This window comes from Hanstruepera ponticola (genome assembly GCF_012931685.1).
GTDB classification, from domain to species: domain Bacteria; phylum Bacteroidota; class Bacteroidia; order Flavobacteriales; family Flavobacteriaceae; genus Hanstruepera; species Hanstruepera ponticola.
Genome location: NZ_JABANC010000010.1, coordinates 1 through 23,100, shown reverse-complemented (window position 1 = coordinate 23,100; position 23,100 = coordinate 1). Strand labels below are relative to the sequence as shown.

At 35.2% G+C, this 23,100-nt stretch carries 22 protein-coding genes and 1 tRNA gene; 11 read left to right on the top strand and 12 right to left on the bottom strand.

Annotated elements, in window-relative coordinates:
* Window positions 1-269: 269 nt before the first annotated feature.
* Together HGK31_RS14260 and HGK31_RS14255 are read left to right on the top strand one after the other, a co-directional pair.
* The gene (locus HGK31_RS14260) at window positions 270-1,028 is read left to right on the top strand and encodes a hypothetical protein (protein WP_191860995.1); all 759 of its coding nucleotides are present in this window, start codon (window positions 270-272) and stop codon (window positions 1,026-1,028) included.
* 469 nt (window positions 1,029-1,497) lie between these two features.
* Window positions 1,498-2,391 (top strand): T9SS type A sorting domain-containing protein, encoded by an 894-nt coding sequence (locus HGK31_RS14255; protein WP_191860993.1) that lies wholly within the window; start codon window positions 1,498-1,500, stop codon window positions 2,389-2,391.
* A gap of 720 nt (window positions 2,392-3,111) precedes the next feature.
* Here HGK31_RS14255 and corA read toward each other — a convergent pair.
* Window positions 3,112-4,179 carry a magnesium/cobalt transporter CorA gene (corA, locus tag HGK31_RS14250; RefSeq protein WP_191860991.1) on the bottom strand — a complete coding sequence of 356 codons (1,068 nt, stop codon included), beginning with the start codon at window positions 4,177-4,179 and terminating at the stop codon, window positions 3,112-3,114.
* Window positions 4,180-4,208: 29 nt separating this feature from the next.
* Window positions 4,209-4,739, bottom strand: a complete 531-nt coding sequence (locus HGK31_RS14245) for a mechanosensitive ion channel domain-containing protein (RefSeq protein WP_104733990.1) — start codon at window positions 4,737-4,739, stop codon at window positions 4,209-4,211.
* Between the two features lie 103 nt (window positions 4,740-4,842).
* Between HGK31_RS14245 and HGK31_RS14240 the strand changes: the two genes are divergently transcribed.
* Entirely contained in the window at window positions 4,843-5,076 is a 234-nt protein-coding gene (locus HGK31_RS14240; RefSeq protein WP_191860989.1) for a hypothetical protein, read from the top strand.
* Here the strand turns inward: HGK31_RS14240 and HGK31_RS14235 are convergent.
* The 4 genes from HGK31_RS14235 to HGK31_RS14220 all read right to left on the bottom strand — a co-directional run bounded on the left by HGK31_RS14235 (window position 5,057) and on the right by HGK31_RS14220 (window position 7,963).
* Window positions 5,057-5,644: a Maf-like protein gene (locus tag HGK31_RS14235; RefSeq protein ID WP_191860987.1), complete on the bottom strand. Its 588-nt coding sequence runs from the start codon at window positions 5,642-5,644 to the stop codon at window positions 5,057-5,059. The two genes, HGK31_RS14240 and HGK31_RS14235, sit on opposite strands and share 20 nt — an antisense overlap.
* Window positions 5,644-6,558, bottom strand: coding sequence for a geranylgeranylglycerol-phosphate geranylgeranyltransferase (locus tag HGK31_RS14230; protein ID WP_191860985.1), 915 nt, complete (start codon window positions 6,556-6,558; stop codon window positions 5,644-5,646). The genes HGK31_RS14235 and HGK31_RS14230 overlap by 1 nt, the downstream gene beginning before the upstream one ends.
* 126 nt (window positions 6,559-6,684) lie before the next feature.
* Window positions 6,685-7,215 carry a KdsC family phosphatase gene (locus HGK31_RS14225; protein ID WP_191860983.1) on the bottom strand — a complete coding sequence of 177 codons (531 nt, stop codon included), beginning with the start codon at window positions 7,213-7,215 and terminating at the stop codon, window positions 6,685-6,687.
* On the bottom strand, window positions 7,205-7,963 hold the full coding sequence (locus HGK31_RS14220; protein WP_191860980.1) for a Rossmann-like and DUF2520 domain-containing protein: 759 nt from the start codon (window positions 7,961-7,963) through the stop codon (window positions 7,205-7,207). Before HGK31_RS14220 ends, HGK31_RS14225 begins: the two co-directional genes overlap by 11 nt.
* A gap of 61 nt (window positions 7,964-8,024) precedes the next feature.
* On the opposite strand from HGK31_RS14220, the gene HGK31_RS14215 reads away from it, so the two are divergent.
* From HGK31_RS14215 to mscL, 3 genes are all read left to right on the top strand, one after another.
* The gene (locus HGK31_RS14215) at window positions 8,025-8,420 is read left to right on the top strand and encodes a group III truncated hemoglobin (protein ID WP_104733984.1); all 396 of its coding nucleotides are present in this window, start codon (window positions 8,025-8,027) and stop codon (window positions 8,418-8,420) included.
* 98 nt (window positions 8,421-8,518) lie between these two features.
* Window positions 8,519-11,707 carry a cytochrome c biogenesis protein CcsA gene (ccsA, locus tag HGK31_RS14210; RefSeq protein ID WP_191860978.1) on the top strand — a complete coding sequence of 1,063 codons (3,189 nt, stop codon included), beginning with the start codon at window positions 8,519-8,521 and terminating at the stop codon, window positions 11,705-11,707.
* 19 nt (window positions 11,708-11,726) lie between these two features.
* Window positions 11,727-12,173, top strand: coding sequence for a large conductance mechanosensitive channel protein MscL (gene mscL / locus HGK31_RS14205; RefSeq protein WP_104733982.1), 447 nt, complete (start codon window positions 11,727-11,729; stop codon window positions 12,171-12,173).
* On the opposite strand, the gene HGK31_RS14200 is transcribed toward mscL, so the two are convergent.
* Window positions 12,174-12,545, bottom strand: a complete 372-nt coding sequence (locus HGK31_RS14200; protein ID WP_104733981.1) for a hypothetical protein — start codon at window positions 12,543-12,545, stop codon at window positions 12,174-12,176.
* A gap of 231 nt (window positions 12,546-12,776) precedes the next feature.
* Between HGK31_RS14200 and HGK31_RS14195 the strand changes: the two genes are divergently transcribed.
* The 4 genes from HGK31_RS14195 (at window position 12,777) to HGK31_RS14180 (ending at window position 16,266) form a co-directional block, all read left to right on the top strand.
* Window positions 12,777-14,183: an MATE family efflux transporter gene (locus HGK31_RS14195; RefSeq protein WP_191860976.1), complete on the top strand. Its 1,407-nt coding sequence runs from the start codon at window positions 12,777-12,779 to the stop codon at window positions 14,181-14,183.
* Between the two features lie 41 nt (window positions 14,184-14,224).
* Window positions 14,225-15,397, top strand: coding sequence for a trans-sulfuration enzyme family protein (locus HGK31_RS14190; RefSeq protein WP_191860974.1), 1,173 nt, complete (start codon window positions 14,225-14,227; stop codon window positions 15,395-15,397).
* Window positions 15,398-15,406: 9 nt separating this feature from the next.
* Window positions 15,407-16,129 (top strand): bacillithiol biosynthesis deacetylase BshB1, encoded by a 723-nt coding sequence (gene bshB1, locus HGK31_RS14185; protein WP_191860971.1) that lies wholly within the window; start codon window positions 15,407-15,409, stop codon window positions 16,127-16,129.
* A 61-nt stretch (window positions 16,130-16,190) separates the two neighbouring features.
* Window positions 16,191-16,266 (top strand) — tRNA-His (locus tag HGK31_RS14180).
* 58 nt (window positions 16,267-16,324) lie between these two features.
* Here the strand turns inward: HGK31_RS14180 and HGK31_RS14175 are convergent.
* From HGK31_RS14175 to HGK31_RS14160, 4 genes are all read right to left on the bottom strand, one after another.
* Window positions 16,325-17,881 (bottom strand): M28 family peptidase, encoded by a 1,557-nt coding sequence (locus HGK31_RS14175; RefSeq protein WP_191860969.1) that lies wholly within the window; start codon window positions 17,879-17,881, stop codon window positions 16,325-16,327.
* A 117-nt stretch (window positions 17,882-17,998) separates the two neighbouring features.
* Complete coding sequence (locus tag HGK31_RS14170; RefSeq protein ID WP_191860967.1) at window positions 17,999-19,036, bottom strand: M28 family metallopeptidase; 1,038 nt, start codon at window positions 19,034-19,036, stop codon at window positions 17,999-18,001.
* Between the two features lie 74 nt (window positions 19,037-19,110).
* Window positions 19,111-19,452 (bottom strand): FUSC family protein, encoded by a 342-nt coding sequence (locus HGK31_RS14165; protein WP_191860965.1) that lies wholly within the window; start codon window positions 19,450-19,452, stop codon window positions 19,111-19,113.
* Between the two features lie 5 nt (window positions 19,453-19,457).
* Window positions 19,458-20,240, bottom strand: a complete 783-nt coding sequence (locus HGK31_RS14160; RefSeq protein WP_191860963.1) for a DUF3108 domain-containing protein — start codon at window positions 20,238-20,240, stop codon at window positions 19,458-19,460.
* Window positions 20,241-20,405: 165 nt separating this feature from the next.
* On the opposite strand from HGK31_RS14160, the gene HGK31_RS14155 reads away from it, so the two are divergent.
* Window positions 20,406-21,248, top strand: coding sequence for a universal stress protein (locus HGK31_RS14155; RefSeq protein WP_191860961.1), 843 nt, complete (start codon window positions 20,406-20,408; stop codon window positions 21,246-21,248).
* Window positions 21,249-21,325: 77 nt separating this feature from the next.
* On the opposite strand, the gene HGK31_RS14150 is transcribed toward HGK31_RS14155, so the two are convergent.
* A partial coding sequence (locus HGK31_RS14150; RefSeq protein ID WP_191860959.1) for a T9SS type A sorting domain-containing protein occupies window positions 21,326-23,100 on the bottom strand: 1,775 nt, incomplete at its 5' end.

Here is a 23,100-nt window from a genome sequence, read left to right as displayed (position 1 = left end):
GCTATTTGACTTATATTAGGTATTGATTTATGACGTTATAACCTTGTTATAATCTTATTATAAGCATGCTATAACCACGCTATAACCTAAATTTTAATTTTTTGTATATTAGTTGTTGGTGTTTGGTGTTTGGTGTTTAGTAGAGGGGTGATTGCTGGAGACAGGTGATTGGGGACGGATGATGGATGACATAAGACTGAAGACGGGTGACTGATGGCGGAAGACGGGAGACGGGTGATGGAAGTTATTAATATTTAAAACAATATATTATGGCAAAGCAGCAAGGTATAATTCCTTTGGTGGGGACACTTGGAGGGATTAATTTTTATTATTTGAATGGTAAGCCGGTTGCCAGAAAGGCTGGTGGTGGTTTTAATGGCAAGGCTATAAAAAGTCATGCCAGTATGCAACGGGTACGGGAGAACAGTAGTGAATTTGGTCATTGTTCTGCGGTGAACAAAGCTTTTAGAACGGCTTTGCGCCCTTTTTATAATAACTATAAGTTTACGTTTTTTCATAGTAGGTTGATGGGCTTGTTTACGCAATTGAAGGATTTGGATACTATTAACAAACGTGGTGAACGTTGTGTTGGTAATGGCGTTGCCCAGAGCAATGGGCTAGCACTGTTTAAACGGTTTGATTATACGCCTGACTGTGATGTGCGTGGGGTTCTGCCTTTTAAATATACTGTTGATGCGAGTACTTTTGAACTGACTATTTCTGAATTTGATATTACCCGTGTTGGGTTTATATCTGGTGCTACCCATATTGGGCTTACTTATGGCGTTTTGGATATGGATTTTGATACGTTGGATTACGATTTGCATCTTGCGGATTCGTTAATATTGGATTTGGATTTTATGGGTACTACGGTGTCTTTAGTGCCAAATAGCATGCCTGTTTCTTCTGGGACATTTCTTGCGGTGTTGGGTGTGCGGTTTTACCAAGAGGTTGATGGGGTGTTGTATGTTTTGAATGCGAAGGATGGGGTTGGGATTAGGGTTTTAGAGTGTTTTTTAGGTTTTTAGCTTTCTCTTTTACTATTGCCTTAAAAAGGTTTAAATTTTCATTTGTTCATTTTTGAAGGACTAAACCTTTCGACAAGCTCAAGACAGGTTTAGTGTGACAGCTCAAGGCAGAGGTTGTTTATACTGTTCTTTTTATCATTGCCGTAAAAAGAACCAAAAAGGTCTAGGCTTATTTTTTAGTACTTGAAAATCTGTCGCCCTTGTATTGTCATGCGCATTGCAACCGCTACGCTAGGCAATGCTCCCCTGCCCAACGCTATACAAGGTCTTGATTTTGCTAAGCACCAAAAAAGTATGCCGTACTTAACTTACAGTGGTTTGTTCTGGCGTTGCTAGAATGGGGTTGCTTCTCGATACATTCCGACGCTAAAGGTCGTAACACTCGAAGAGACGAGGTTGAAGTGTTATAATAGATGCTGAAATGGATTGAGCATGAAAAAGGGAATAAATAAAATTATATATTTAGAATATGAAATTAAGTAAGCCCATTGTACGTGTTTTTTATATAGTTTGTGTTTTGTTTATGACATTTGAAGTACAGGCACAGATAACAGCGGAGGCTGATTGCCCAGACGCCTATACCATTTGTGATGCCAGCCAGAGTTATTATTTTGAGGTAAATGGACCTGGGTCTATAGATGATGCGTATGGGGAGTTAGGGATTTTTTGTCAATCCAATACTAGTTTTACTATGTTTGAATCCAGTTCTGCTTGGTTTACCTTTACACCCAAATATACGGGTGAGTTTGGGTTTTATATCTTACCAGAAATAGAAGAGGATTGGGAGTATATAATGTTTGGTAACAACCCCGATTGTACAGATTTGCACAATATGGATTACCAAGTGGTATGTAATACCAACAATCCTGGTAATTCTGTTGATGCCTATACGGGTATTGGTGTACACCCCATTATGGGAGGGGATGGTACTGGTATAAGTGGATTTTTGCCCTATATTACCGTAAATGCCGGGGAACGCTATGTTTTGTTTATAACCCCATACTTAGTTGATGGAGGTTTTAACCATCGTGCGACCTTGACCTTCCAAGGTGGGTTGATAGAAACATACGGTGCTGATGCCTTTGAGCAGGTGGAAGTGTGTACGCTTGGTGTTGGGGAGTTTGGTTTGGATGTTGTGCAGGTTTATCCCAATCCTGTTGAGGATGTGTTGCGGGTTAGGGCTAAAAAACCTATAACGTCTGTTACTATTTATGATTTATTGGGGCAACGGGTGTATACTTCTGTGCCTGAAACTGGTGCTTTAAATGATGTTGTTGGTATGAGTGGGTTTGAGTCGGGGCTATATTTGGTTCGGGTTTTTGTTGGGGAACGGGTTGAGACTTTTAGGGTTTTGAAACGGTAGGGGTGATGACGGGTGATGTATAACAGTTGACAGATGAATTTTAAGCTAAAAGTTTTCTGTTGATTTCTAACTCTCCTTCTAAAACAGCGATCAGTTGTTTTTTGTTTTTATACTGTTCTTTTTACCATTGCCGTAAAAAGAACCAAAAAGGTCTAGGCTTATTTTTTGGTACTTGAAAATCTGTCGCCCTTGTATTGTCATGCGCATTGCAACCGCTGCGCTAGGCAATGCTCCTCTGCCCAAGGCTATACAAGGCTTGATTTTGCTACGCACCAAAAAAGTATGCCGTATTTGCGGTAGCGGTTTTCTGGTGTTGCCAGAATGGGGATGCTTCTCGATACGATTGGCTCGTGCCTCGCCAATCACTCGAAGTGACGAAAGGTATTTTAGCCATTGTTCTTTATCTAAAGAGAGAGTTTGTTTTTGTTTGTTCTTTTTTAGGCACAAAACCTTTCGACAGGCTCAAGGCAAGCGAACCCAAAAGTGCTTTTACTGTCGGTAGGCATTTCACCTGTGGTGAACCAAGCTCAAAACTTCGCGTCGCGATGCTCTTGTTCTCGAAGCTTTTGTGCTTTATGCTTACGACAGTGTATTCTGGCGTTGCCTGAAAGGGGTTACTTCTCGATACTATTTTCTCATACTTCGAAAATCACTCGAAGTGACGAGTTTGAAGTGCTATAATAGATGCTGCAATGAATTCAGCATGACAAAAGGATTATTTTAAAGCCACTTCTTTCTTTTGAAATAGTAGAGCATGCCTATAAAGACTACAATCATAACAGCCCAAAGAATATAGTAACTGTATTGATAATGGAGTTCTGGCATGTGGTCAAAATTCATACCGTAGATGCCCGCAATAAACGTGAGTGGGATGAATATGGTTGCCATGATGGTCAAGACTTTCATGACTTCGTTCATTTTGTTGCTTATGGAGGTCATGTACATATCCATTAAACTGAATATCATCTCGCGGTAAATATCAATGGTATCTGAAAGCTGAATGGTATGGTCATAAATATCACGATAGAACTGAATGGTTCTTGGTTTAATGAGTTTGTGGTCACTTTTTTCAATACGACTTATGATTTCGCGCAGTGGAAAAATAACACGACGTACTTTGAGTAATTCTTTTTTAAGTTCCAGTACTTGTTTGTTTAGATTTTCTTTTATTATGCCGCTAAAAAGCAGGTCTTCAAGATCTTCTACTTTATTACCCATGGTTTCATTGACAATAAAGTAATGGTCCACCACGGCATCAATTAGAGCATAGAGTAAGTGGTCTGATCCCAGACCCCGAATTCGCCCTTTGGCGAAGCGCAATCTATCTCTAACAGAATCAAATACATCGCCTTCTGATTCCTGAAAGGTGAGCACGTAATTATCGCCTAGCACAAAGCTTACTTGTTCGGCAACAATATTTTCATCGGTATCATAATAGAGCATTTTTAAGACGACAAAAATATAATCGTCATACTCATCTATTTTGGGTCTTTGTGAAGTGTTTACAATATCTTCTAAAATCAGATTGTGAAGGTTGTAGAATTCACCAATGCGTTGGATTTCGTCAATATAATTAAGACCATTGATATTGATCCAAGTTATGGTGTCTGTGGTTTTGAATTTTAAAATTTCGTCTATATCAAAATGTTCCTGTTCATGAACAAATTCGCTATTGTAATCAAAGGATTCTATAAAGAGTTTTTGTGAAGTCTTGTCGCCGGTGTACACCATGGTTCCTGGAACCTGACCAACGTGCTTTTTATATTTACTGGTTCTTTTTTTACCCATAGAACAGAAATTTACAATAAATTTTTTAACTAAACGGCATCAGAGCCTTCATCAATAGCATCTTTTTGAACAAGTGTTACCGCCTTTTGTAAAATTAAGTTGTTGGGATAGGTAACTAAATCACCATTATCTTGCCTTAAATGTAGTTGAAAGGCACCAATATCTTCAATAATGGCTTCAATAGGAAAATCTTTATCATGTATTTGAATTTTGTCACCTACTTTATAGGGGAAAGAGAAAAACATGATAATACCAGAAGTGATATTGCTGAGAATAGACCAAATAGCAAAAAGCGCAATGCCTATTACTGCAAATACCGAAGAAAACACTAAAGCTAAATCCTTGAATTCTGCACCAAAAATAATGGCTTCAAATAAAATCCAGAGTCCAAAAATTGTGACTGTAGTATAGCGACAAATTAACTGAATACGTGCATCATTAATACCCGATTTTCTCCCTAGTTTTTTTATTAAGGTGTTTGCAATGATGCGAACCACAAATAATAAAACCAATAAAAAGGCGCTGATGATTAATTCTGATTGGTACTTCTCAAAAAACATAATTTGTGTTCTTTATTTTGAGTGTAAAGATAGTATAGAAATGTATATGTGTTAAGTTCTTTTGGGTTTTTTATGCATTGTATATTCGTTTTTGTGATACTGAATGCGAACCAAAAAGCCTGTTACTGATGTAAGCATGAATTTTATCTTTATAGTGCCTATTCTTGCATTTACAGAATGGGGTTGCTTCTCAATGCTATTTTCTCATACTTCGGCAATCACTCGAAGTGACGACTATTTTGGCATTTTGATACTGAAGCGAATCCAGTATGACCATGGAAGTATCTATTCTATTGGCTTTAGATGTATAGATGGTATTAGGAAACTAATGAATTGAGTGTTTCATATACAAGGTGTGTTGGTAGTCCGACTACATTGAAGTATGAGCCTTCAATTTTAGTGATACCTATTTGTCCAATCCACTCTTGAATACCGTAGGCTCCAGCCTTATCAAAAGGTTTAAATAAACTTATGTAATGATTTATTTCTGAATCATTTAACTTTTTAAAAGTTACTTTGGTGATGGCGTTGACTGTTTTTTGTATTGTAGGTGTTGTGAAGCATACCGATGTGATGACTTCGTGTGTGTTGTTACTTAATGATTGAATCATTTGGAAGGCTTCTTCTTCTGTATTTGGTTTCCCTAAAGCTTTGTTGTTATGCCAAACAATGGTGTCGCTTGTAATCAAGATATCATTGCTTTTTAATTCTTCTTTAAAAGGCAGTGCTTTCAATTGAGCCAAGTAATCACTTATTTCAAAATGATTCAGTCTATCTGGGAATTCTTCTTTTACGGGTTTTAACCTAATTTCAAAAGGGATGTTTAAATCTTTAAAAAACTGTTGTCTTCTTGGTGACCCAGAAGCTAGAATGATATGGTAATTATTTAGGTTATTATTTAACATTAATCTAAAAGTACAAATTTATACACCACAAGCGATAACATACCGAAAAGCATAATGGCTTTAGTCAGCTTACTCAAGAAGGCAAAATCTGTTTTTGTTTCTGCCATATATAGCTTAATAATTAAATAGATAAGTGGTGCAATGACGAAAATTAAAAAATATACAACAACATATATTTGTTTGTACATGTATGTGGCAACGTAATATATGACTAGAAAAAGCGGAATAAAAGCAATTGCAAAAGTAACTTTGGCTGCACGATTACGCCCAATAGCTATGGGCAAAGTGTTCATACCTGCTTTATGATCGCCATCAATATCTTGAATATCTTTAATCAGCTCTCTGATTACATTCAATAGAAACGCAAAAACGGCGTAGTCAAAAATGATTTTAAAAAAGGTTAACTGTGTTTCTTGATTTTGTGGAGTAACAGCGGGTAGTAGTTCAAACAATCCGACTATTATTAGACTTAAGGCCACTAAAATAGAAATCACAATATTACCAACTAATATGAGTTGTTTCAAGTAGCTTGCATAAATATAAAGCAAAGCTGATATTACTACAAACAAGGCAAAAAAACCACTTCTGCCTACTAAATGCGATAGATAAAACCCAAGCAAAACGCCAATAACATTAAAAACAATAAAGAGGGTGTAAGCTGTTTTTTCTGAAACAGTTTTGCCAACAATTACCTTATTGGGTTTGTTTATGAGGTCCGTTTCCTGATCATAAATATCATTGATGATATAGCCAGCTGCAGCCAGACATAGGGTTGTAATCATTAGCAACGAAAACCCAAAACCATTTAATGTGATGTCTATACCAAAAGGAAGTAGCAACACATATTTAAGTAGATATTGCATCAAGGCAATCATTAATAGATTTTTCCAGCGGATGAGGTTGAGAATGTTCAATTTTGGTGTTTAGTAATTAGTGTTTAGTGTTTAGTGTTTAGTGTTTGGTGTTTAGTGTTTAGTGTTTGGTGTTTAGTGTTTAGTTGTTAGTGGTTTGTGTTTAGTTTTTAGTGGTTAGTAATTGTATTAATCATATTTAGCATCGAAGCTTCCTAGCCATTTGTCTTGAACCTTTAAAACCTGCTCAATGACATCTCTAACAGCGCCTTTTCCACCATTTTTATGGGATACATATTTTGAGATTGCTTTTATTTCCGGAACGGCATCTTGTGGGCAGGTAGGTAAACCTACTAACTTCATAACTGGAAAATCTGGAATATCATCACCCATATACAACACATTTTTTAAATCAATATTGTTTGAATCCAGATAGTTGTTAAGCTGCTCAATTTTATTATGAGCACCTAAAAACACATTGTTTATGCCTAAACCATTTAAACGCAGTCTAACACCTTCATTAGAGCCTCCAGAAATGATACATATATTATAGCCACGATCCACAGCTGTTTTTAGGGCATAGCCATCTTTGATATTCATACTTCGTAACATGTCTCCAGAAGTAGTTACCATGACAGATCCATCAGTTAGAACGCCGTCGATATCAAAAATAAAGGTGGTGATGTGTTTTAAGTACTCTTTATAGCTTTTATCTTCCATGTGTTTTCTTTATTGATTGTGTAAGCAGTTCATAAATGGTCTTATGTTCCTCACTTTCTAGTTGTTTTAAGTGTTTTTTTATGGTCTTTTTATCATTGCGCTTTGCAGGCCCTGTTTGCGCCATGTAAGGTGAGACCTCTTGAACTTTTTTTGCAGTTTCTAAAATCAACGGTTTAAGAATATCAAAATTGATATTTTTGGCATCACTTATTTCATGGGCAATACGGTATAATTGATTGGTGAAATTATTTACAAAAACAGCAGACACATGCAGTGTTTGACGTTGTTCTGTGTTGATTTTATACCAATTGCTTCCAATAGCATTAGCTAGTGCTTTAAGGTTTTTTAAATCCTTTTTGTCAAGTGCTTCAATGCAAACTGGAATTTCAGAGAAATTGACAGCTACATCCTTTGAGAATGTTTGTAATGGATAAAAAACACCTCGCCTGTTTTTTTTGTCTAAATCGTAAATATTCACACTACCTGATGTGTGTACCGTAAGTCTGTTCTCAAAAGGAAGCCTTTGTGAAAGATCTGAAATGGCATCGTCACTTACAGCTAGTACATAAATATCGGCTTTTTCTAAAGTTTGTATATCATTGGTGATTTCAACCTTATTTTTGTAGCTACTTATTTTTTTTATATCTCTGTTGAACCATTGCTTTACGGTTATACCTTCAGCATCTGTAAAAGCCATATAAAGATGTGTTGCAACGTTTCCTGCGCCTAAAAGACAAACTGTAATCATATGGCTAAAATAAGTAAGTATTATATGATATAAAAACAACAAGCATTATCTTTGTTAGTGTATGGATAAAAAAGATATTAAAACCCGTGATGATGTTCATTTACTTGTATCATCGTTTTATGATAAAGTAAAAGAGGATGCCTTACTGGGTCCTTTTTTTCTACCTATAATAACTGATTGGGAAGCGCATATTGATCGGCTTACATCGTTTTGGGAAACCAGTTTATTTATGACCCGAAAGTTGGAGCATAAATATTATGGAAATCCTCTTGAGGTTCATGTTAAGGTCGATCAGGAAAACAATCAAAGTATTACGGAACATCATTTTGGCATATGGCTTAATTTATGGTTTCAAACCATAGACGAATTGTTTGTAGGTGAAGTAGCAGATAATGCTAAACGCAGAGCCAGAAAAATGGGAACTTTTTTGTATTTGAAAATATTTGAAGCGCGTTAGTAATTTGCGTAATTTTAACAACATTTCGCGAGCTTCAATGACTTAAAACTAAACAAAAAGCATTAAATTTGCACGACCCAATTTTAGAGTCTCATACTATGCTTAATAAACTCTCCAAAATTCTATTTTCTACCCGTTTAACATCCATTTTATTTATTGCTTTTGCTGCTGCTATGGCTATTGGTACATTTATGGATGCTGGACAAGAGACATCGCCAACACCTTATACACGTAATTTGATTTATAATACATGGTGGTTTGAAGCTATTATGTTATTATTTGTAATCAACTTTTTAGGAAATATTAAAAAATATCGCCTTTGGCGAAAGGAGCAGTGGGCGACACTAACGCTACACTTATCCTTTATTCTCATAATTGTTGGAGCAGGTATTACCCGTTATATTGGGTTTGAAGGGATGATGGCTATTCGTGAAGGTGAAACTGAAAATGTATTTCTTTCCCAAAAAACGTATATCACAGCCTACATTGATGGTGATTATATGATAAATGGGTTACCACAGCGTAAAATTGTTGAAGAGGAAGTTGACTTTTCGCCTAGATTGGATAACGATTTTAAAATTACAGAAACCTATAATGATCAACCTGTGGTTTTTGAATTAGAAAAATTTATTGCTGGAGCTGAAAAGGATATTTTGCCGGATGACGAAGGTGAAGAATACCTTAAACTTGTTGAAGCAGGAGGTGGTGCGCCACACAATCATTTTTTAAAATCTGGTGAAGTTCAGAGTATTCATAATATTCTTTTTTCATTAAATAAAGAGGTGGATGGTGCTGTAAATATCACTTATAGTGATGGCGAGCTTAACATACAATCGCCTTTTGAGGGTGAGTATATGACTATGGCTACGGGCAATACAGGTAAATTGGTCAAAGATAGTATTCAACCATTGGTACTGCGTTCACGTTACATCATTGGTAATATGCAAATGGTATTTCCAAAACCCGTTGTAAAGGGAAAATTTGATATTGTTAAAAAATCACAGTTATTACGAGGTGATGAAGATGGTTTGGTTTTAAAAGTAACTTCAAAAGGTGAAACAAAGCGTATTAAATTATTAGGAGGCCAAGGCTATAGTAAACCATTTGAAGAGGTATCAGTTGGCGGATTGGATATTGCTGTAAAATACGGCTCTAAAATATTAGAATTACCGTTTAATATAAAGCTCAATGATTTTATTGCTGATAAATATCCTGGTACTGAAAATAGTTATTCGGCATTTGCCAGTGAGGTAACAGTGTTGGATGAGGAGCAGGGCGATTTTAATTATCGCATTTTTATGAATAACATTTTAGACCACAGAGGGTATCGTTTTTTTCAATCTGGATTTGATCCTGATGAAAAGGGCACGAAACTATCGGTTAATCATGATATGTTAGGTACTTGGGTAACCTATATTGGGTACTTTTTACTATACCTTGGTTTAATGGCTATTTTATTTGATAAAAACTCGCGTTTTGGTGACTTAAAGCGTTTACTTGAAAAGGTTAAAAATAAAAAAACCAAAGCTGCAGCTATACTGTTTCTGTGTTTGGGACTTCAAGGATATTCACAGACGCATAGTGTAAATGATGGTCATGACCACGGGAGAACTTCAAAAGCACAAATTGATTCTATTTTAAGAGCCAATATCACACCCAAAGATCATGCTGATAAATTTGGGCATTTGGTTATACAGGATGTTAGTGGTCGTATGATGCCTGTCAATACATTTGCTTCTGAAATGTTACGAAAATTGAGTAAGCATGATACTTATGAGGAATTTGATGCTAATCAGGTGTTTTTATCTATTCAGGAAAGCCCATTGTTATGGTACAATGTGCCAATCATTTATTTGAAACCTCAAAAGGGTGATTCTATCAGGAGGTTAATAGGTGTAGAAAAGGATCAGAAATATATGGCTTTAGTTGATTTTTTCACGCCTGAAGGTAATTACAAACTGGCTCCTTATCTTGAAGAAGCTTATAAGGCTCAAATCCCAAATGGCTTTCAAAAAGAATTTAAGGAAACTGATCAACGAGTCAATTTGCTGTACAATACTATAGATGGTTATGCGCTGCGAATTTTCCCCCTACCTGATGATGAAAACAACAAATGGATTTCGTCGATAGAGTATAGGCGAGAAGGGTATAAAGAGCAAGTAAAAGATTCACTTTATGGGAACTTTATCAATAATGGATTTAGTGCCTATTTAATGACATTGAATAATGCCAAAAAATCAGGTGATTATTCTCAAGCTAATGAGATTTTAGAATCCTTTACTAAAACGCAAAGAAAGTATGGTAGCGACGTGATGCTTTCGGAAAAGAAAATAAAAACAGAAATAGCCTACAATAAATACGATATTTTTAAAAAGTTGTTTAGCTGGTATCTATATGCTGCAACGATTTTATTTGTGTTATTGATTGTTCAAATTTTCAAGGATAAAAGTAAATTGGTAGATAAGCTTACAAACTTTAAATATGTTATTCATGCCCTGTTTGCTTTGCATACTTTAGGTTTAATTGCCAGGTGGTATATTTCGGGCCATGCACCTTGGAGTGATGCTTATGAATCGATGATTTATGTAGCTTGGGCTACGATGTTTTTTGGACTTGCTTTTGGGCGTAAGAGTGATTTAACCATTGCTTCAACTGCTTTTGTAACGTCAATGATTTTGATGGTTGCGCATTGGAACTGGATGGATCCTGCCATTGCAAATCTACAGCCTGTACTAGATAGTTATTGGCTTATGATTCATGTTGCTGTTATTGTAGCGAGTTATGGACCTTTTACGTTGGGAATGATACTAGGATTGGTAGCCTTATTGTTAATGATTTTTACTAACAAGAATAATAAAGATAGATTGTTGTCTAAAATTAAAGAGATTACCATCATTAATGAAATGGCATTAACTGTTGGGTTAGTTATGCTGACCATTGGAAACTTTTTAGGTGGAATGTGGGCCAACGAAAGTTGGGGACGTTATTGGGGATGGGATCCAAAAGAGACTTGGGCCTTAATCAGTATTATGATTTATGCGTTTGTCATTCATATGCGTTTGGTTCCAGGGTTACGTGGTCGTTTTGGTTTTAATTTGGCTTCTATTATTGCCTTTTCTAGTATTATGATGACCTATTTTGGAGTGAATTTCTATTTAGCTGGATTACATTCTTATGCCAGCGGAGATCAAATAGTGAGTTTAAAGTTTATCGCTATAGCCTTTGGAATAGTTGCTGTAATTGGTGTGTTGGCGTATAGAAAGTATGTTAAGTTCTACAAAAAATAATATTTCATAATTAGTTCACATGAAAATCTTCAAAGAGTTCAAAGAGTTTGCTGTAAAAGGCAATATGATGGATATGGCTGTTGGTATTATAATAGGAGCCTCATTTAATAAAGTGATTGATGTACTGGTAAAACAAGTTTTCTTACCACCACTGTCTTTGCTTACTGATGGCGTTAATTTTCAAGATAGACGTATTATATTAAAAGATGCAGTTACAGATGCTTCAGGAGCCATTGTAACAAATGAGGTTGCTATTGGTTATGGTGCATTTGGTGAAGTGCTGCTGGATTTTATAATCATTGGTTTTACCGTTTTTGTTGTGGTGAAATTCATGAATCGTTTACGAAAACGTGCCCAAGACACAAAAGACCATACGGTAGCGACCCCAAAGGACATTGAACTCTTGTCAAGACTTTCGGAATTAATGGAAGAACAGAATAGATTACTAAAATCTAGGTCGGAATAATTATAGCTTTATTGGATTTTTATCCAAATTTAAATCATCTAACATATCTTGTGTGAACTTGTAATGTCCACGACGTGTTATGATTCTAAATTTGTGATCTTTCATCCTGGTCAGTACGTCTAAAAAACGCCATTTTGACTTAAGAAGAATAGGCTCTTCTGATTTTAAGCTTATTTCAAAATAGTGTTTTCTGCCAGCTTTTTCGGCAACAATGTCTGGTGTGATCGTAACGTCACTACCTTTTTTGTGATACGATTTTGGCGTTTCGTAACCGTCAACATCAGCTTTGATATTGTCGTAACCTAAATTTTCTAAATAACTTAATGATTCTTTTAAAAAAACGGTATTTTCCTGTTTGTCTGTTGTAGTCATAACTGTAAAGATAGCAAAAAAAAGCTAAAAAATCCAATTATATTTTATAACATTCTATAAATCAGCACAATATGTAATTCATAACCTTTTTTGAATTTTACAATATATTTACCATATTTGTATGCCTATGATTGTTTAATATAACCATTTAGATGAGTCGTGAACTTAACGACGTTTAGTTTCAGGTAGTTCTTAATTACCTGATGTTTTTTATATTAAACAATTTCAAAAATGCAACAACAAAACATTTCTTTAAAAAAACTATTTCAATATTTTAAGATGGCTGTTTCTGGAAAGGAGCAGGAGTTTACATCTGGAAGTATCAGGCGTGCGGTATTTATGCTTTCAATACCGATGATTCTTGAAATGCTCATGGAATCTATTTTCGCACTTGTAGATATTATGTATGTCTCACAAGTTAGTGTAAATGCTGTAGCTACTATTGGTTTAACCGAATCCGTAATTACACTAGTTTATGCCATAGCTATTGGTTTGAGCATGGCAGCAACGGCTGTTGTGGCCAGGCGTGTTGGGGAAAAGGATATACCAGGTGCCTCAAAAGCTGCAGTTCAGGTTATTATTTTAGGTGTATTGGTGGCTTCAATTATTAGTGTATTTGGTATTATATATCCAAAAGAGTTGCTATCATTAATGGGAGCAGAGCCTGATTTAATTGAAGAAGGATATGGTTATACAAGGGTTCTCATAGGTGGTAACATCACCATCATGCTTTTATTTTTAATCAATGCAATATTTCGTGGTGCTGGAAATGCTTCGGTAGCTATGTGGACATTGGTATTGTCAAACGGGTTGAATATTATTCTAGACCCAATTTTTATTTTTGGTTTTGGACCAGTTCCCGCTTATGGTGTTGAAGGAGCTGCCATTGCCACAACAATTGGACGTGGGACAGCTGTTCTATTTCAATTAGGTATTTTATTTTATGGCTATAGTAAAATAAAAATCAAGCTCAAGGACATGGTGTTACAAATGGAGGTCATGCTTAATCTGATAAAAGTCTCATTAGGTGGAATTGGGCAATTTCTGATAGGAACATCCAGTTGGGTGTTTCTTATGCGCATTATGAGTGAGTTTGGTAGTGAGGTTTTGGCTGGTTATACCATAGCCATACGGGTAATGATGTTCACACTTATGCCTGCTTGGGGAATGAGCAATGCAGCTGCGACACTTGTTGGTCAAAACCTTGGTGCACAAAAACCTGATAGGGCTGAACAATCTGTTTGGAAAACAGGAAAATATAACGCTTGGTTTATGGGGTTGGTTTCCATTGCTTACTTGGTTTTTGCACCTCAAATAATACTACTGTTTAATACCACTCCAGATGTGGTTGAGTATGGTAGCTTATGTTTGCGGGTTATTGCAGCTGGTTATATTTTTTATGGTTATGGTATGGTTATTATAAACGCCTTTAATGGCGCAGGAGATACCAAGACACCAACTTACATAAATTTTGTTTGCTTTTGGTTATTTCAATTACCATTTGCATACATCATGTCAATTTATTTAGATTTTGGACCTATTGGTGTATTTTCGGCCATTACTTTAGCCGAAGTTTTAATCGCTGTAATTGGAATTATATGGTTCAAAAAAGGCGCTTGGAAGTTGGTAAAAGTGTAGAACATTATTTGTAAATTAGAAGCTCAAATTATCATAAAGGTATGACAAAGAACAAATACGGGTTGAACACGGTTTGCACACATGTAGGAGAAGTTAAGGACACTCAGTTTAAAGGCGCTGTATCACCTATATACATGGCTACTTCATATGAATTTAATGATGTTGATGTCAAACGTTACCCACGATATTTTAACACCCCAAACCAAGAATTTTTAGCAAAAAAATTAGCAGCACTTGAACATACCGAATCAGCTTTGATTTTTGGTTCTGGTATGGCAGCCATTAGTGCTATGTTTTTAACCTTCTTGAAAGCTGGTGATCATTTGGTTGTTCAAAACACGCTATATGGTGGAGCCAGTAATTTTATACGTGAAGAATTTCCAAAGTTTGGCATTGAATATACTTTTACTGATGGTTATAGCATTTCGGATTTTGAAGCTGCTATTCAGCCGAATACAAAGCTTATTCATATAGAAACTCCATCAAACCCTTTACTGACTATTACTGATATTGAAGGTGTGGCTAGATTAGCACAGGGTAACGGAATACTTACCACCATTGATAACACGTTTGCAAGTCCGGTAAATCAAAATCCTATAGTTTTAGGTATTGATATTGTTATGCATTCAGCAACCAAATATTTAGGAGGGCATAGTGATATACTAGCTGGAGCCTTGATGGGTTCGGAAAAGCATATGGCCGAAATCTGGCACGTTGCAAAAAATTTTGGTGGAAACTTAAGCGATATGACAGTTTGGATGTTAGAGCGAAGCATCAAAACACTTGGCTTACGTGTAAAAGCGCAAAATAAAAATGCTAAACGGTTAGCCAAATTTTTGATGAAGCATCCTGATGTGAAAAAGGTTAATTATCCTGGTTTGAAATCGCATCCAGATTACGAATTGGCAAAAAAGCAAATGAAAGGATTTGGAGGGATGCTCTCTTTTGAATTACAAGATGGTTTAGATGCGAAGTTGTTTCAGAAAGAATTAAAATTAATAAAATCGTCCATGAGCCTTGCTGGTGTTGAAAGCACGGTGTTATCACCTCACCTTACATCACATGCATTGTTGTCTCAAGAGGAGCGTGATAAAGTAGGTATTAGCGACCAATTAATTCGCTTTTCAGTTGGTATTGAATCTAAAAAGGATTTGATAACAGATATAGAACAAGCCATACAAAAAACAAAAGAACGGATACGAGTTCAATTATAAATAAAAAACATGAAATTAGACATATTAGCTTTTGGAGCACATCCAGATGATGTTGAGTTAGGTTGTGGTGCTACAATAGCCAAAGAAGTTGCCAATGGTAAAAAAGTTGGAATAGTTGATTTAACCCGTGGTGAATTGGGAACACGAGGCACAGCAGAAACTAGAGATAGAGAATCAGAAAAAGCAGCTGACATTCTAGGTGTCGCTGTTAGGGATAATATGGAGTTTGCTGATGGGTTTTTTGTAAATGACAAGACACATAAAATTGAACTGATAAAGATAATACGTAAATATCGACCTGAAATTGTATTGTGTAATGCTATTGACGATAGACATATTGACCATGGAAAAGGTAGTAAACTGGTTAGTGATGCCTGTTTTTTAAGTGGGCTTTTAAAGATAGATACTAAATGTGATGATTATGATGGTTATCAAGAGCCGTGGCGTCCAAAAGCTGTTTATCATTATATTCAATGGAAAAATTTAGAACCACAAATTGTAGTTGATGTTACTGGTTTTATTCAGACTAAAGTTGATGCCGTATTGGCTTATAAAACACAATTCTATGATGCGAATAGTAAAGAACCTGAAACACCTATTTCAAGTAAGAACTTTACAGATAGTATAGAATATAGAGCCAGAGATTTGGGACGTTTAATAAATACGGAACACGGTGAAGGTTTTACTGTTGAGCGGTATCCTGCTGTGAATAGTTTCTTTGATTTGAAATAATATTTTAAAAACGCTTTGTAAAAAAAAGGAAATAAATTACATTTGCAGTCCTATTTAAAATGGTGGTTGTAGCTCAGTTGGTTAGAGCGCCTGATTGTGGTTCAGGAGGTCGTCGGTTCGAGACCGATCTTCCACCCAAAATAAAAGCCTTTCAGATTTCTGAAAGGCTTCTTTTGTTTATAAAAGAATTGATTGTTATTCAGTAGCTTTATCAACTACAATTCTATTAGCTCTGTTTGCTAATTCCCAAGCTGTATAGAAAATTAAGCGTGTTCTATTTTCTAATAAATCATAACGAATTTTATCAGGCGTGTCACTTGGCTTGTGATAATCAGCATGTGTTCCGTTGAAATAAAATATTACAGGAATATTATTTTTAGCAAAATTATAATGATCCGAACGGTAATAAAAGCGATTAGGATCATTGTCATCATTGTAAGTATAATCAAAATTCATATTGATATACTTGTTATTGATTTCTTCAGAAATATTATGCAGTTCAGTACTTAATTTATCACTTCCTATTAAATATAAGTAATTATCGTCACCAGCCTCTTCGTGTTTAGGATCAACACGGCCAATCATATCAATATTTAAATCGGCAACAGTATTTTCTAACGGAATAATAGGATCCATATCGGTATAATATCTAGAACCTAATAAACCTTTTTCCTCACCTGTAACATGTAAAAAAAGTATTGAGCGTTTTGGTCCGTGACCCTTTTCAGCAGCTGTTTTGAAGGCTTCTGCAATTTCAATAATGGCAATAGTTCCAGAGCCATCATCATCAGCCCCATTGTAAACCTCACCATCTTTTACGCCTTCATGATCCAAGTGAGCAGAAATAACAATAACTTCATTTGGCTTTTCGGTTCCTTTAATAAATGCTGCTACGTTTTCTGAATTAAACTCATTTGAAGCATTTAAGTATTGAAGACTTAAAGATTTTGAAATGGTTTGAGATTCAGAAGCCGTTTCAATATCCTCTAAAATAGCTTTGGCTAAATCTGTATTTATTAATAAGTAGTACATGTCTTCAGCATTTCCTTTAAGCGACATACGCCCGCTTGATCTGCCAAATCTACTTGCTGCCATAGAATAAACGTCAGGATGGTAAAACAAAACAGCAGTAGCCCCAAGTTCTTTAGCTACATCACGTTTTGAAGCGAATTCCTGTCTGAAATTTGACCATTTTGAGGATTCAGTTGTACCACTAATCACATAATTACCATCATCATTTTTAGGTTCGCCAGATTTAATCAATACCACTTTTCCTTTAACATTTAAATCTTTATAATCAGAATAAGCAGCATCTTGAATACCATAACCAGCAAAAATAATTTCATTTGTTTCTAGACCACCATTTTTGGCAGTTGAAACTGATACATAATCATCAATATTGGTAAACTTAACATCATTTACGGTTAAGTCAACTTTTGGAGCTTCCATGACTTCCAAAGGGACATTTTGAAAATAATCACCATCAGATTTTGCAGCTGGAATGCCCATATCAATGTAGTGTTGCTTTAGGTAATTGACAGCTTTTTTCTGACCAGGTTGACCAGTTTCTCTACCTTCAAACTCATCAGATGCATATATATATAACATTTCTTTTAGTTCATCAGAAGTGATGGTATTGGCATAATCAGTAGGATTGGCAGGTGCTTTGGTTTTAGTCGAAGCAGTTTCTTTGGAAGAACCACAGCTAAAAATGATGAAAGCAAGGCTTAATAATAAAAATGATTTTCTCATAAAATTATCGTTGTGTTAGATATGTAAATTGTGATGCGATATTACAAAAAAGTGCAGTAATTAAGCCGATAGGAATTAGCTTTTTAACAAACTTTAACACGTGTTGAAGTGTAATACTTATAAATTTATATTGTGCACTAAAGTTGTTTCTTGATTTGCTAAATGCCAGGCCGTTGCAAAAATAAGCCGAGTTCTTTTTTCTAATAATTCATAGTCAATTTTATCGGGCGTATCACTAGCTTGGTGATAGTCACCATGCTCACCATTAAAATAAAAAATGACTGGAATGTTTTGTTTAGCAAAATTATAGTGATCTGAACGGTAATAGTACCTGTTTCTATCGTTCTCATCATTATAGGTATAATCTAAATCGATATTGAAATAGCGATTATTAATTTTTTCGGAAATGTAATGTAACTCCTTGCTTATTCTGTCAGAGCCAATTAAATAGAGGTAGTTACCATTATCTTTATGCTTATTATCAATTCGCCCAATCATATCAATATTTAAATTGGCCATGGTTTTTTCTAATTTAAAAATGGGGTTTTCTGTATAGTATTGTGAACCTTGTAAACCAATTTCTTCAGCAGTAAGATGTAAAAATAATACACTGCGTTTAGGTCTATGACCATTTTCACTTGCTATTTTAAATGCTTGCGCCATTTCCATTATGGCTGTAGTGCCTGAACCATCATCATCAGCTCCGTTATAAATTTTTCCGTCCTCAACACCTAAATGATCCAAGTGCGCAGAAATTATAATAACTTCATCCGGTTTTTCGGAACCTTTGATAAATGCTAAAACATTTTCGGAACTACCAGTACCTTCAGGAAGATAGGAGGCAGGTATGTTTTGAAAATAAATGGTGTCATTAATTGGAGAGTGAATCCCTTGTTCTGTATAATAAAATTTTAAAAATTCAGCAGCTTTTTTTTGACCTTCTTTTCCAGTCTCTCGTCCTTCAAAGTCATCAGCAGAAAAAGCATAAAGTTGCGACTTTAATTCAGAAGCTGTTATGGTATTGGCGTATGTCATAACTGTCGTACTATCACTTAATTGTATACCTTCTTTCAGGTTTTCAATTTTGGTACTGTATCGTGTGGTGGCACAGGAGCCTACTAGCGTAAGCGCAGAAACAATTAATAAAGACTTCATTGATTAATAGCTAATTATCAGTCAAATAAAACAAAAAATTGCTAAATAACCATGTTAAAAAGTATTAAATAATGCTATTCTAAATCGATGTCGTCCAAATCCAAATCATTCAACTCTTCAATGGCATCTTCTTCTGATTGGATTTCTTTTTGTTCAAGTTCTTCCGTATCTCCAACTTCTGATGTACTATAAATACTTTTATAAGTGGCTAATCCTAAAGCCAGAATAGTTAAAAGAAAAGCGAGCTTTATAGTGTGTTTAGGTTTTTCTTGTTTGTTAGATAAATACATGGCAACGAGTCCAAAAATAAGCGAAGCGATTGCTGGTATAAAGGCAAAGTTTGATACAGGTAATACTGAAAGTATAACCGCTAGAATAGCAGCGATTAAAGCCAATATGACGCATAATTTTCTCATGATTTTTAATTTTTTAGTCCAGAAGCTGATTTTATTTTCAGTTCACCGTTGCCCACAGGTATTTTAAATTTGGCATATACTGGGATTTTGTTAGCATCAGCTGTTAACCAAATTAAATTATTATTACTGCCACTTAAAACATTGCTATTACTTATGGTAACAGCTAATTTATGACATGATTTACTGCCAATTTTAGTATTTATCGTTTCGGTACCTTTATATATTACTGATATTTTAAACTCCTTGTTGTCAAATAAAACAGTAAAGTTATAGACCTTATTTGGTGTTGCCTTTGATAAATCTAAATTCCTTATTTTATAAATTGTAGTAACTATATCAATTGTAGATGTTCCAATAGACAGTGTTTTGTTTTCCTCATAAAAATCACCAGTTTTAGCTTTTTTACGCTTGGTACTTTCTACGGTGTTGGATTTATGTTTAAACTTATATTGCATGAATTTATAATAGCCACCTTCATTAATATCCCTTTTGTGTAGGTAAGGTGTCAATGAATTCATATTAACGTAGCTTTCATATAAATCACGTATTTTAAAAAAATTATCCCACTTACTGTAGGTTGTTGCCGTACATTTGAGTTTTAACAGTGTGGCGTTAGATGTTTTTACAGTGCTTGTTTCCATGGTTACTTCAGCTAAATCTGTCATCAAGCCAGACATATTATAAGCAGCTGTAAATGTCAATTTTTCGTTAGACGAAACAGCATTGTTTTGACAATAGCCTAAAACAGAAAAAACTAAAAAGGTAGTTAGTAAGAAGTATCGCGCCATAAATATGAATTTATTAGATAACGTGTATTTTACATTTATCGTGCCGAAAATACAAAAGGTTTCTTTAATAATTCTAATAAAAATTTACTGTCTTAAAGCTGCATGATATTTATCATTTTATATTTAGCATTATTATACTAATTTTAGATTACTTATTTATTAAACATGAAAAACATAATTATTACCACAGATTTTTCTCATAATGCTACACATGCTGCTGAATATATTATGAATTTATTTCAGTATGAAGCTTGTACTTTTTACATATTACATGTTGTAAAAGCCTCAAGTTTTATTTCAGATGATTTGATGAATATGAAGCCTTCTAGCTCTTTATACTCTCAATTAATAGAATCTGAAAAAATCAAACTGGAAAAGGAGGTTAAGCGTTTGGGTAATAGTTTTAACAATATTCTACATGAACTAGTACCAATAATTGATTATGATAATTTTCTTGAAGCCATTAACCAATGCGTTGAAAAAAATGATGTAGAGCTAATTGTCATGGGAACTAAAGGCGCGACTAACAGTTTAAAGAAGATTATTGGAAGTAATACGTTGCACGTAATTAGAAATTCAAAAATACCAGTTTTGGCTATACCAAGTAATTATGTATTTAAGCCTGTGCATAAAATTTTATTTACCACAACTTATCAAAATGAATATGACAAATCTGAATTAAAGATTTTAATTGATTTAGCAGAGCATTACGATTTTCAGCTTGACATATTGCATATGAGTGAAAATAACGCTTTAACAGATAAATCAAGTAAAGTTAAAACTCATTTGGCTAAAGCATTTGCTAATATTTCTCATGTCTTTGTAGAAGAAAAACATGCTGATTTTTTATATACTATTCAAAATTACATTAAGACACATAATATTGATATGTTTACTATGATTAATAGAAATGTGGATTTTTTCGATAGACTTTTTACTTCACAGAAAATTGAAAAAGTGGCTTATAATATTGGGGTACCCTTTCTAGCTTTACAAAGTTTGGATTGATGTTGTGTGAATACATAAAAAAAACCCTCCAAATAGGAGGGTTTTTTATGTTTAATCACTAAAACTAGTTAAGCACATTAGTATCTCACAAGTCTTACAGACTTTTGGATACCACTTTGGGTCACTTTGACAATATAGACACCACCATCGAGTTTATCACCGAAAATGTGAGTACCATCAAATTTAAAGTCACCTTTATGTACCAGTCTGTTGTTCATATCGAAGACTTCAACAGTAACATTTTCTGTACTGATAGCCGTTTTCAATCTCAAGTTAAAGTTTGAATTAGAAGGGTTAGGCCAAGCCACAACCTCCATATCAATACCCATTCTTAAGTCATTGTTATCGCTTACGTCTGTACCACCAGAAACAGGTTGGTCAATAGGACACGGATCACATAAATCATCGGCATTCCAGATGACGTTTTTGTTACCATGCACACGGTTAGCAATAAAGAGTCCAGTCATATAAGTAGGCGCGCCATTCTGGTTACCTTTTACCAGTAACTCATGATAATAAGCATGAATACTAGCGCGTACATTAGACTCTTTTTCAATCTGTACATCCTCATTGACATAGAAGACCACCTTGTTCGGGTCATCGTCATTAATAGTACCATTTTGAGCCAACATAAACTTATCGTTTATAAAGACGTTAGCACAGTTTTCAAATTCAATCGAAGCGCCATCAAAGGTTTTTAATTCATTAATGTAAACATTAGACTGACTGAATATCACCGTTGCGTTTTGTTTAACAGTAATGACATCATACACACTTCCATTAAGGGTTTGTGTTTGGTTGTTATTTACTGTAACATCTGGACTACTGTTATTGGAAAGCGTATTGAAAACAAAGGCTGGAATTGTTGGATTCGCAGCGACTGGATTCCAGCCACCCGTAACCACACTACCTTGGTTAAGATCTAGACTTACCGCTTGTGCAAAATCAACCACCGTAGTTGCTTGGTGTAACTTGATGTTTCCAATATTTGGATTCATAGCACCTACTGCTCCAGATTGTACCAGGTTGTTACCATGCAGGAATACGTCCTCTTCAGCTAGTATGGTGTATGCGGCAGTAAGTGAACCAGCATCAAACCCAGTTACTTCAAACTCGGTATAAGCTGTACAGTTAGTAGCCGATGTGACCAGCACACCATAAATACCATTACCAGCCACTTCAATAGAAGCCGTTTCTTCACCGGAGTTCCATAAGTATTCTACAGCCTCATCACTGTTAGCCGTTAAGACTACTACAGCACCTTGGCAAAACTCTGGAAGTTCACTTTGTGAAATAGTGACTTCTGGGAAGCTACCATCAACGGTAACGACAGCTGTACACGTAGCGCTATTACCATAATCATCAGTTACGGTAAGCGTTACAGTATTGTCACCCTCTTCAGCACAAGTAAATGAGCTAGGAGACACACTGTACGTTAAGTCATTATCACAGTTATCGGTACTACCATCTGCAATGGTATCAATGTCCGATTGAGATAGGGTATAAGTACCATCAGGATCTAAATAGATTGTAATATCATTACAAACCGCAATTGGGTTTACCATATCCTCAACAGTTACAACAGCTGTATTACTAGCCGAATTACCATAAATATCTATAACCGTTAATGTTACGGTATTATCACCAATATTAGAACAATCAAAACTGCTAGGTGATACCGAATAAGAATCAATACCACAAGCATCTGTAGATCCACCATCCACTTCAAGCGCTTCAATAGTCGCATTACCTTGGTCATCTAGTTGAATGGTAATATCCTGTGTAACAACATCAGGAGCCACATTGTCTTCTACAGTCACTGTAGCACTACAAGTAGCTGTATTACCATTAA

Excerpts from the sequence above, each read along its gene's own strand:
- ccsA (WP_191860978.1), top strand. The coding sequence starts at position 8,519 with ATGCTTAATAAACTCTCCAAAATTCTATTTTCTACCCGTTTAACATCC.
- HGK31_RS14190 (WP_191860974.1), top strand. The coding sequence starts at position 14,225 with ATGACAAAGAACAAATACGGGTTGAACACGGTTTGCACACATGTAGGA.
- HGK31_RS14215 (WP_104733984.1), top strand. The coding sequence starts at position 8,025 with ATGGATAAAAAAGATATTAAAACCCGTGATGATGTTCATTTACTTGTA.
- HGK31_RS14240 (WP_191860989.1), top strand. The coding sequence starts at position 4,843 with ATGCGAACCAAAAAGCCTGTTACTGATGTAAGCATGAATTTTATCTTT.
- HGK31_RS14225 (WP_191860983.1), bottom strand. The coding sequence starts at position 7,215 with ATGGAAGATAAAAGCTATAAAGAGTACTTAAAACACATCACCACCTTT.
- HGK31_RS14155 (WP_191860961.1), top strand. The coding sequence starts at position 20,406 with ATGAAAAACATAATTATTACCACAGATTTTTCTCATAATGCTACACAT.
- HGK31_RS14220 (WP_191860980.1), bottom strand. The coding sequence starts at position 7,963 with ATGATTACAGTTTGTCTTTTAGGCGCAGGAAACGTTGCAACACATCTT.
- HGK31_RS14160 (WP_191860963.1), bottom strand. The coding sequence starts at position 20,240 with ATGGCGCGATACTTCTTACTAACTACCTTTTTAGTTTTTTCTGTTTTA.
- HGK31_RS14255 (WP_191860993.1), top strand. The coding sequence starts at position 1,498 with ATGAAATTAAGTAAGCCCATTGTACGTGTTTTTTATATAGTTTGTGTT.
- bshB1 (WP_191860971.1), top strand. The coding sequence starts at position 15,407 with ATGAAATTAGACATATTAGCTTTTGGAGCACATCCAGATGATGTTGAG.
- corA (WP_191860991.1), bottom strand. The coding sequence starts at position 4,179 with ATGGGTAAAAAAAGAACCAGTAAATATAAAAAGCACGTTGGTCAGGTT.
- HGK31_RS14200 (WP_104733981.1), bottom strand. The coding sequence starts at position 12,545 with ATGACTACAACAGACAAACAGGAAAATACCGTTTTTTTAAAAGAATCA.
- HGK31_RS14170 (WP_191860967.1), bottom strand. The coding sequence starts at position 19,036 with ATGAAGTCTTTATTAATTGTTTCTGCGCTTACGCTAGTAGGCTCCTGT.
- HGK31_RS14235 (WP_191860987.1), bottom strand. The coding sequence starts at position 5,644 with ATGTTAAATAATAACCTAAATAATTACCATATCATTCTAGCTTCTGGG.
- HGK31_RS14195 (WP_191860976.1), top strand. The coding sequence starts at position 12,777 with ATGCAACAACAAAACATTTCTTTAAAAAAACTATTTCAATATTTTAAG.
- HGK31_RS14260 (WP_191860995.1), top strand. The coding sequence starts at position 270 with ATGGCAAAGCAGCAAGGTATAATTCCTTTGGTGGGGACACTTGGAGGG.
- HGK31_RS14165 (WP_191860965.1), bottom strand. The coding sequence starts at position 19,452 with ATGAGAAAATTATGCGTCATATTGGCTTTAATCGCTGCTATTCTAGCG.
- HGK31_RS14245 (WP_104733990.1), bottom strand. The coding sequence starts at position 4,739 with ATGTTTTTTGAGAAGTACCAATCAGAATTAATCATCAGCGCCTTTTTA.
- HGK31_RS14175 (WP_191860969.1), bottom strand. The coding sequence starts at position 17,881 with ATGAGAAAATCATTTTTATTATTAAGCCTTGCTTTCATCATTTTTAGC.
- mscL (WP_104733982.1), top strand. The coding sequence starts at position 11,727 with ATGAAAATCTTCAAAGAGTTCAAAGAGTTTGCTGTAAAAGGCAATATG.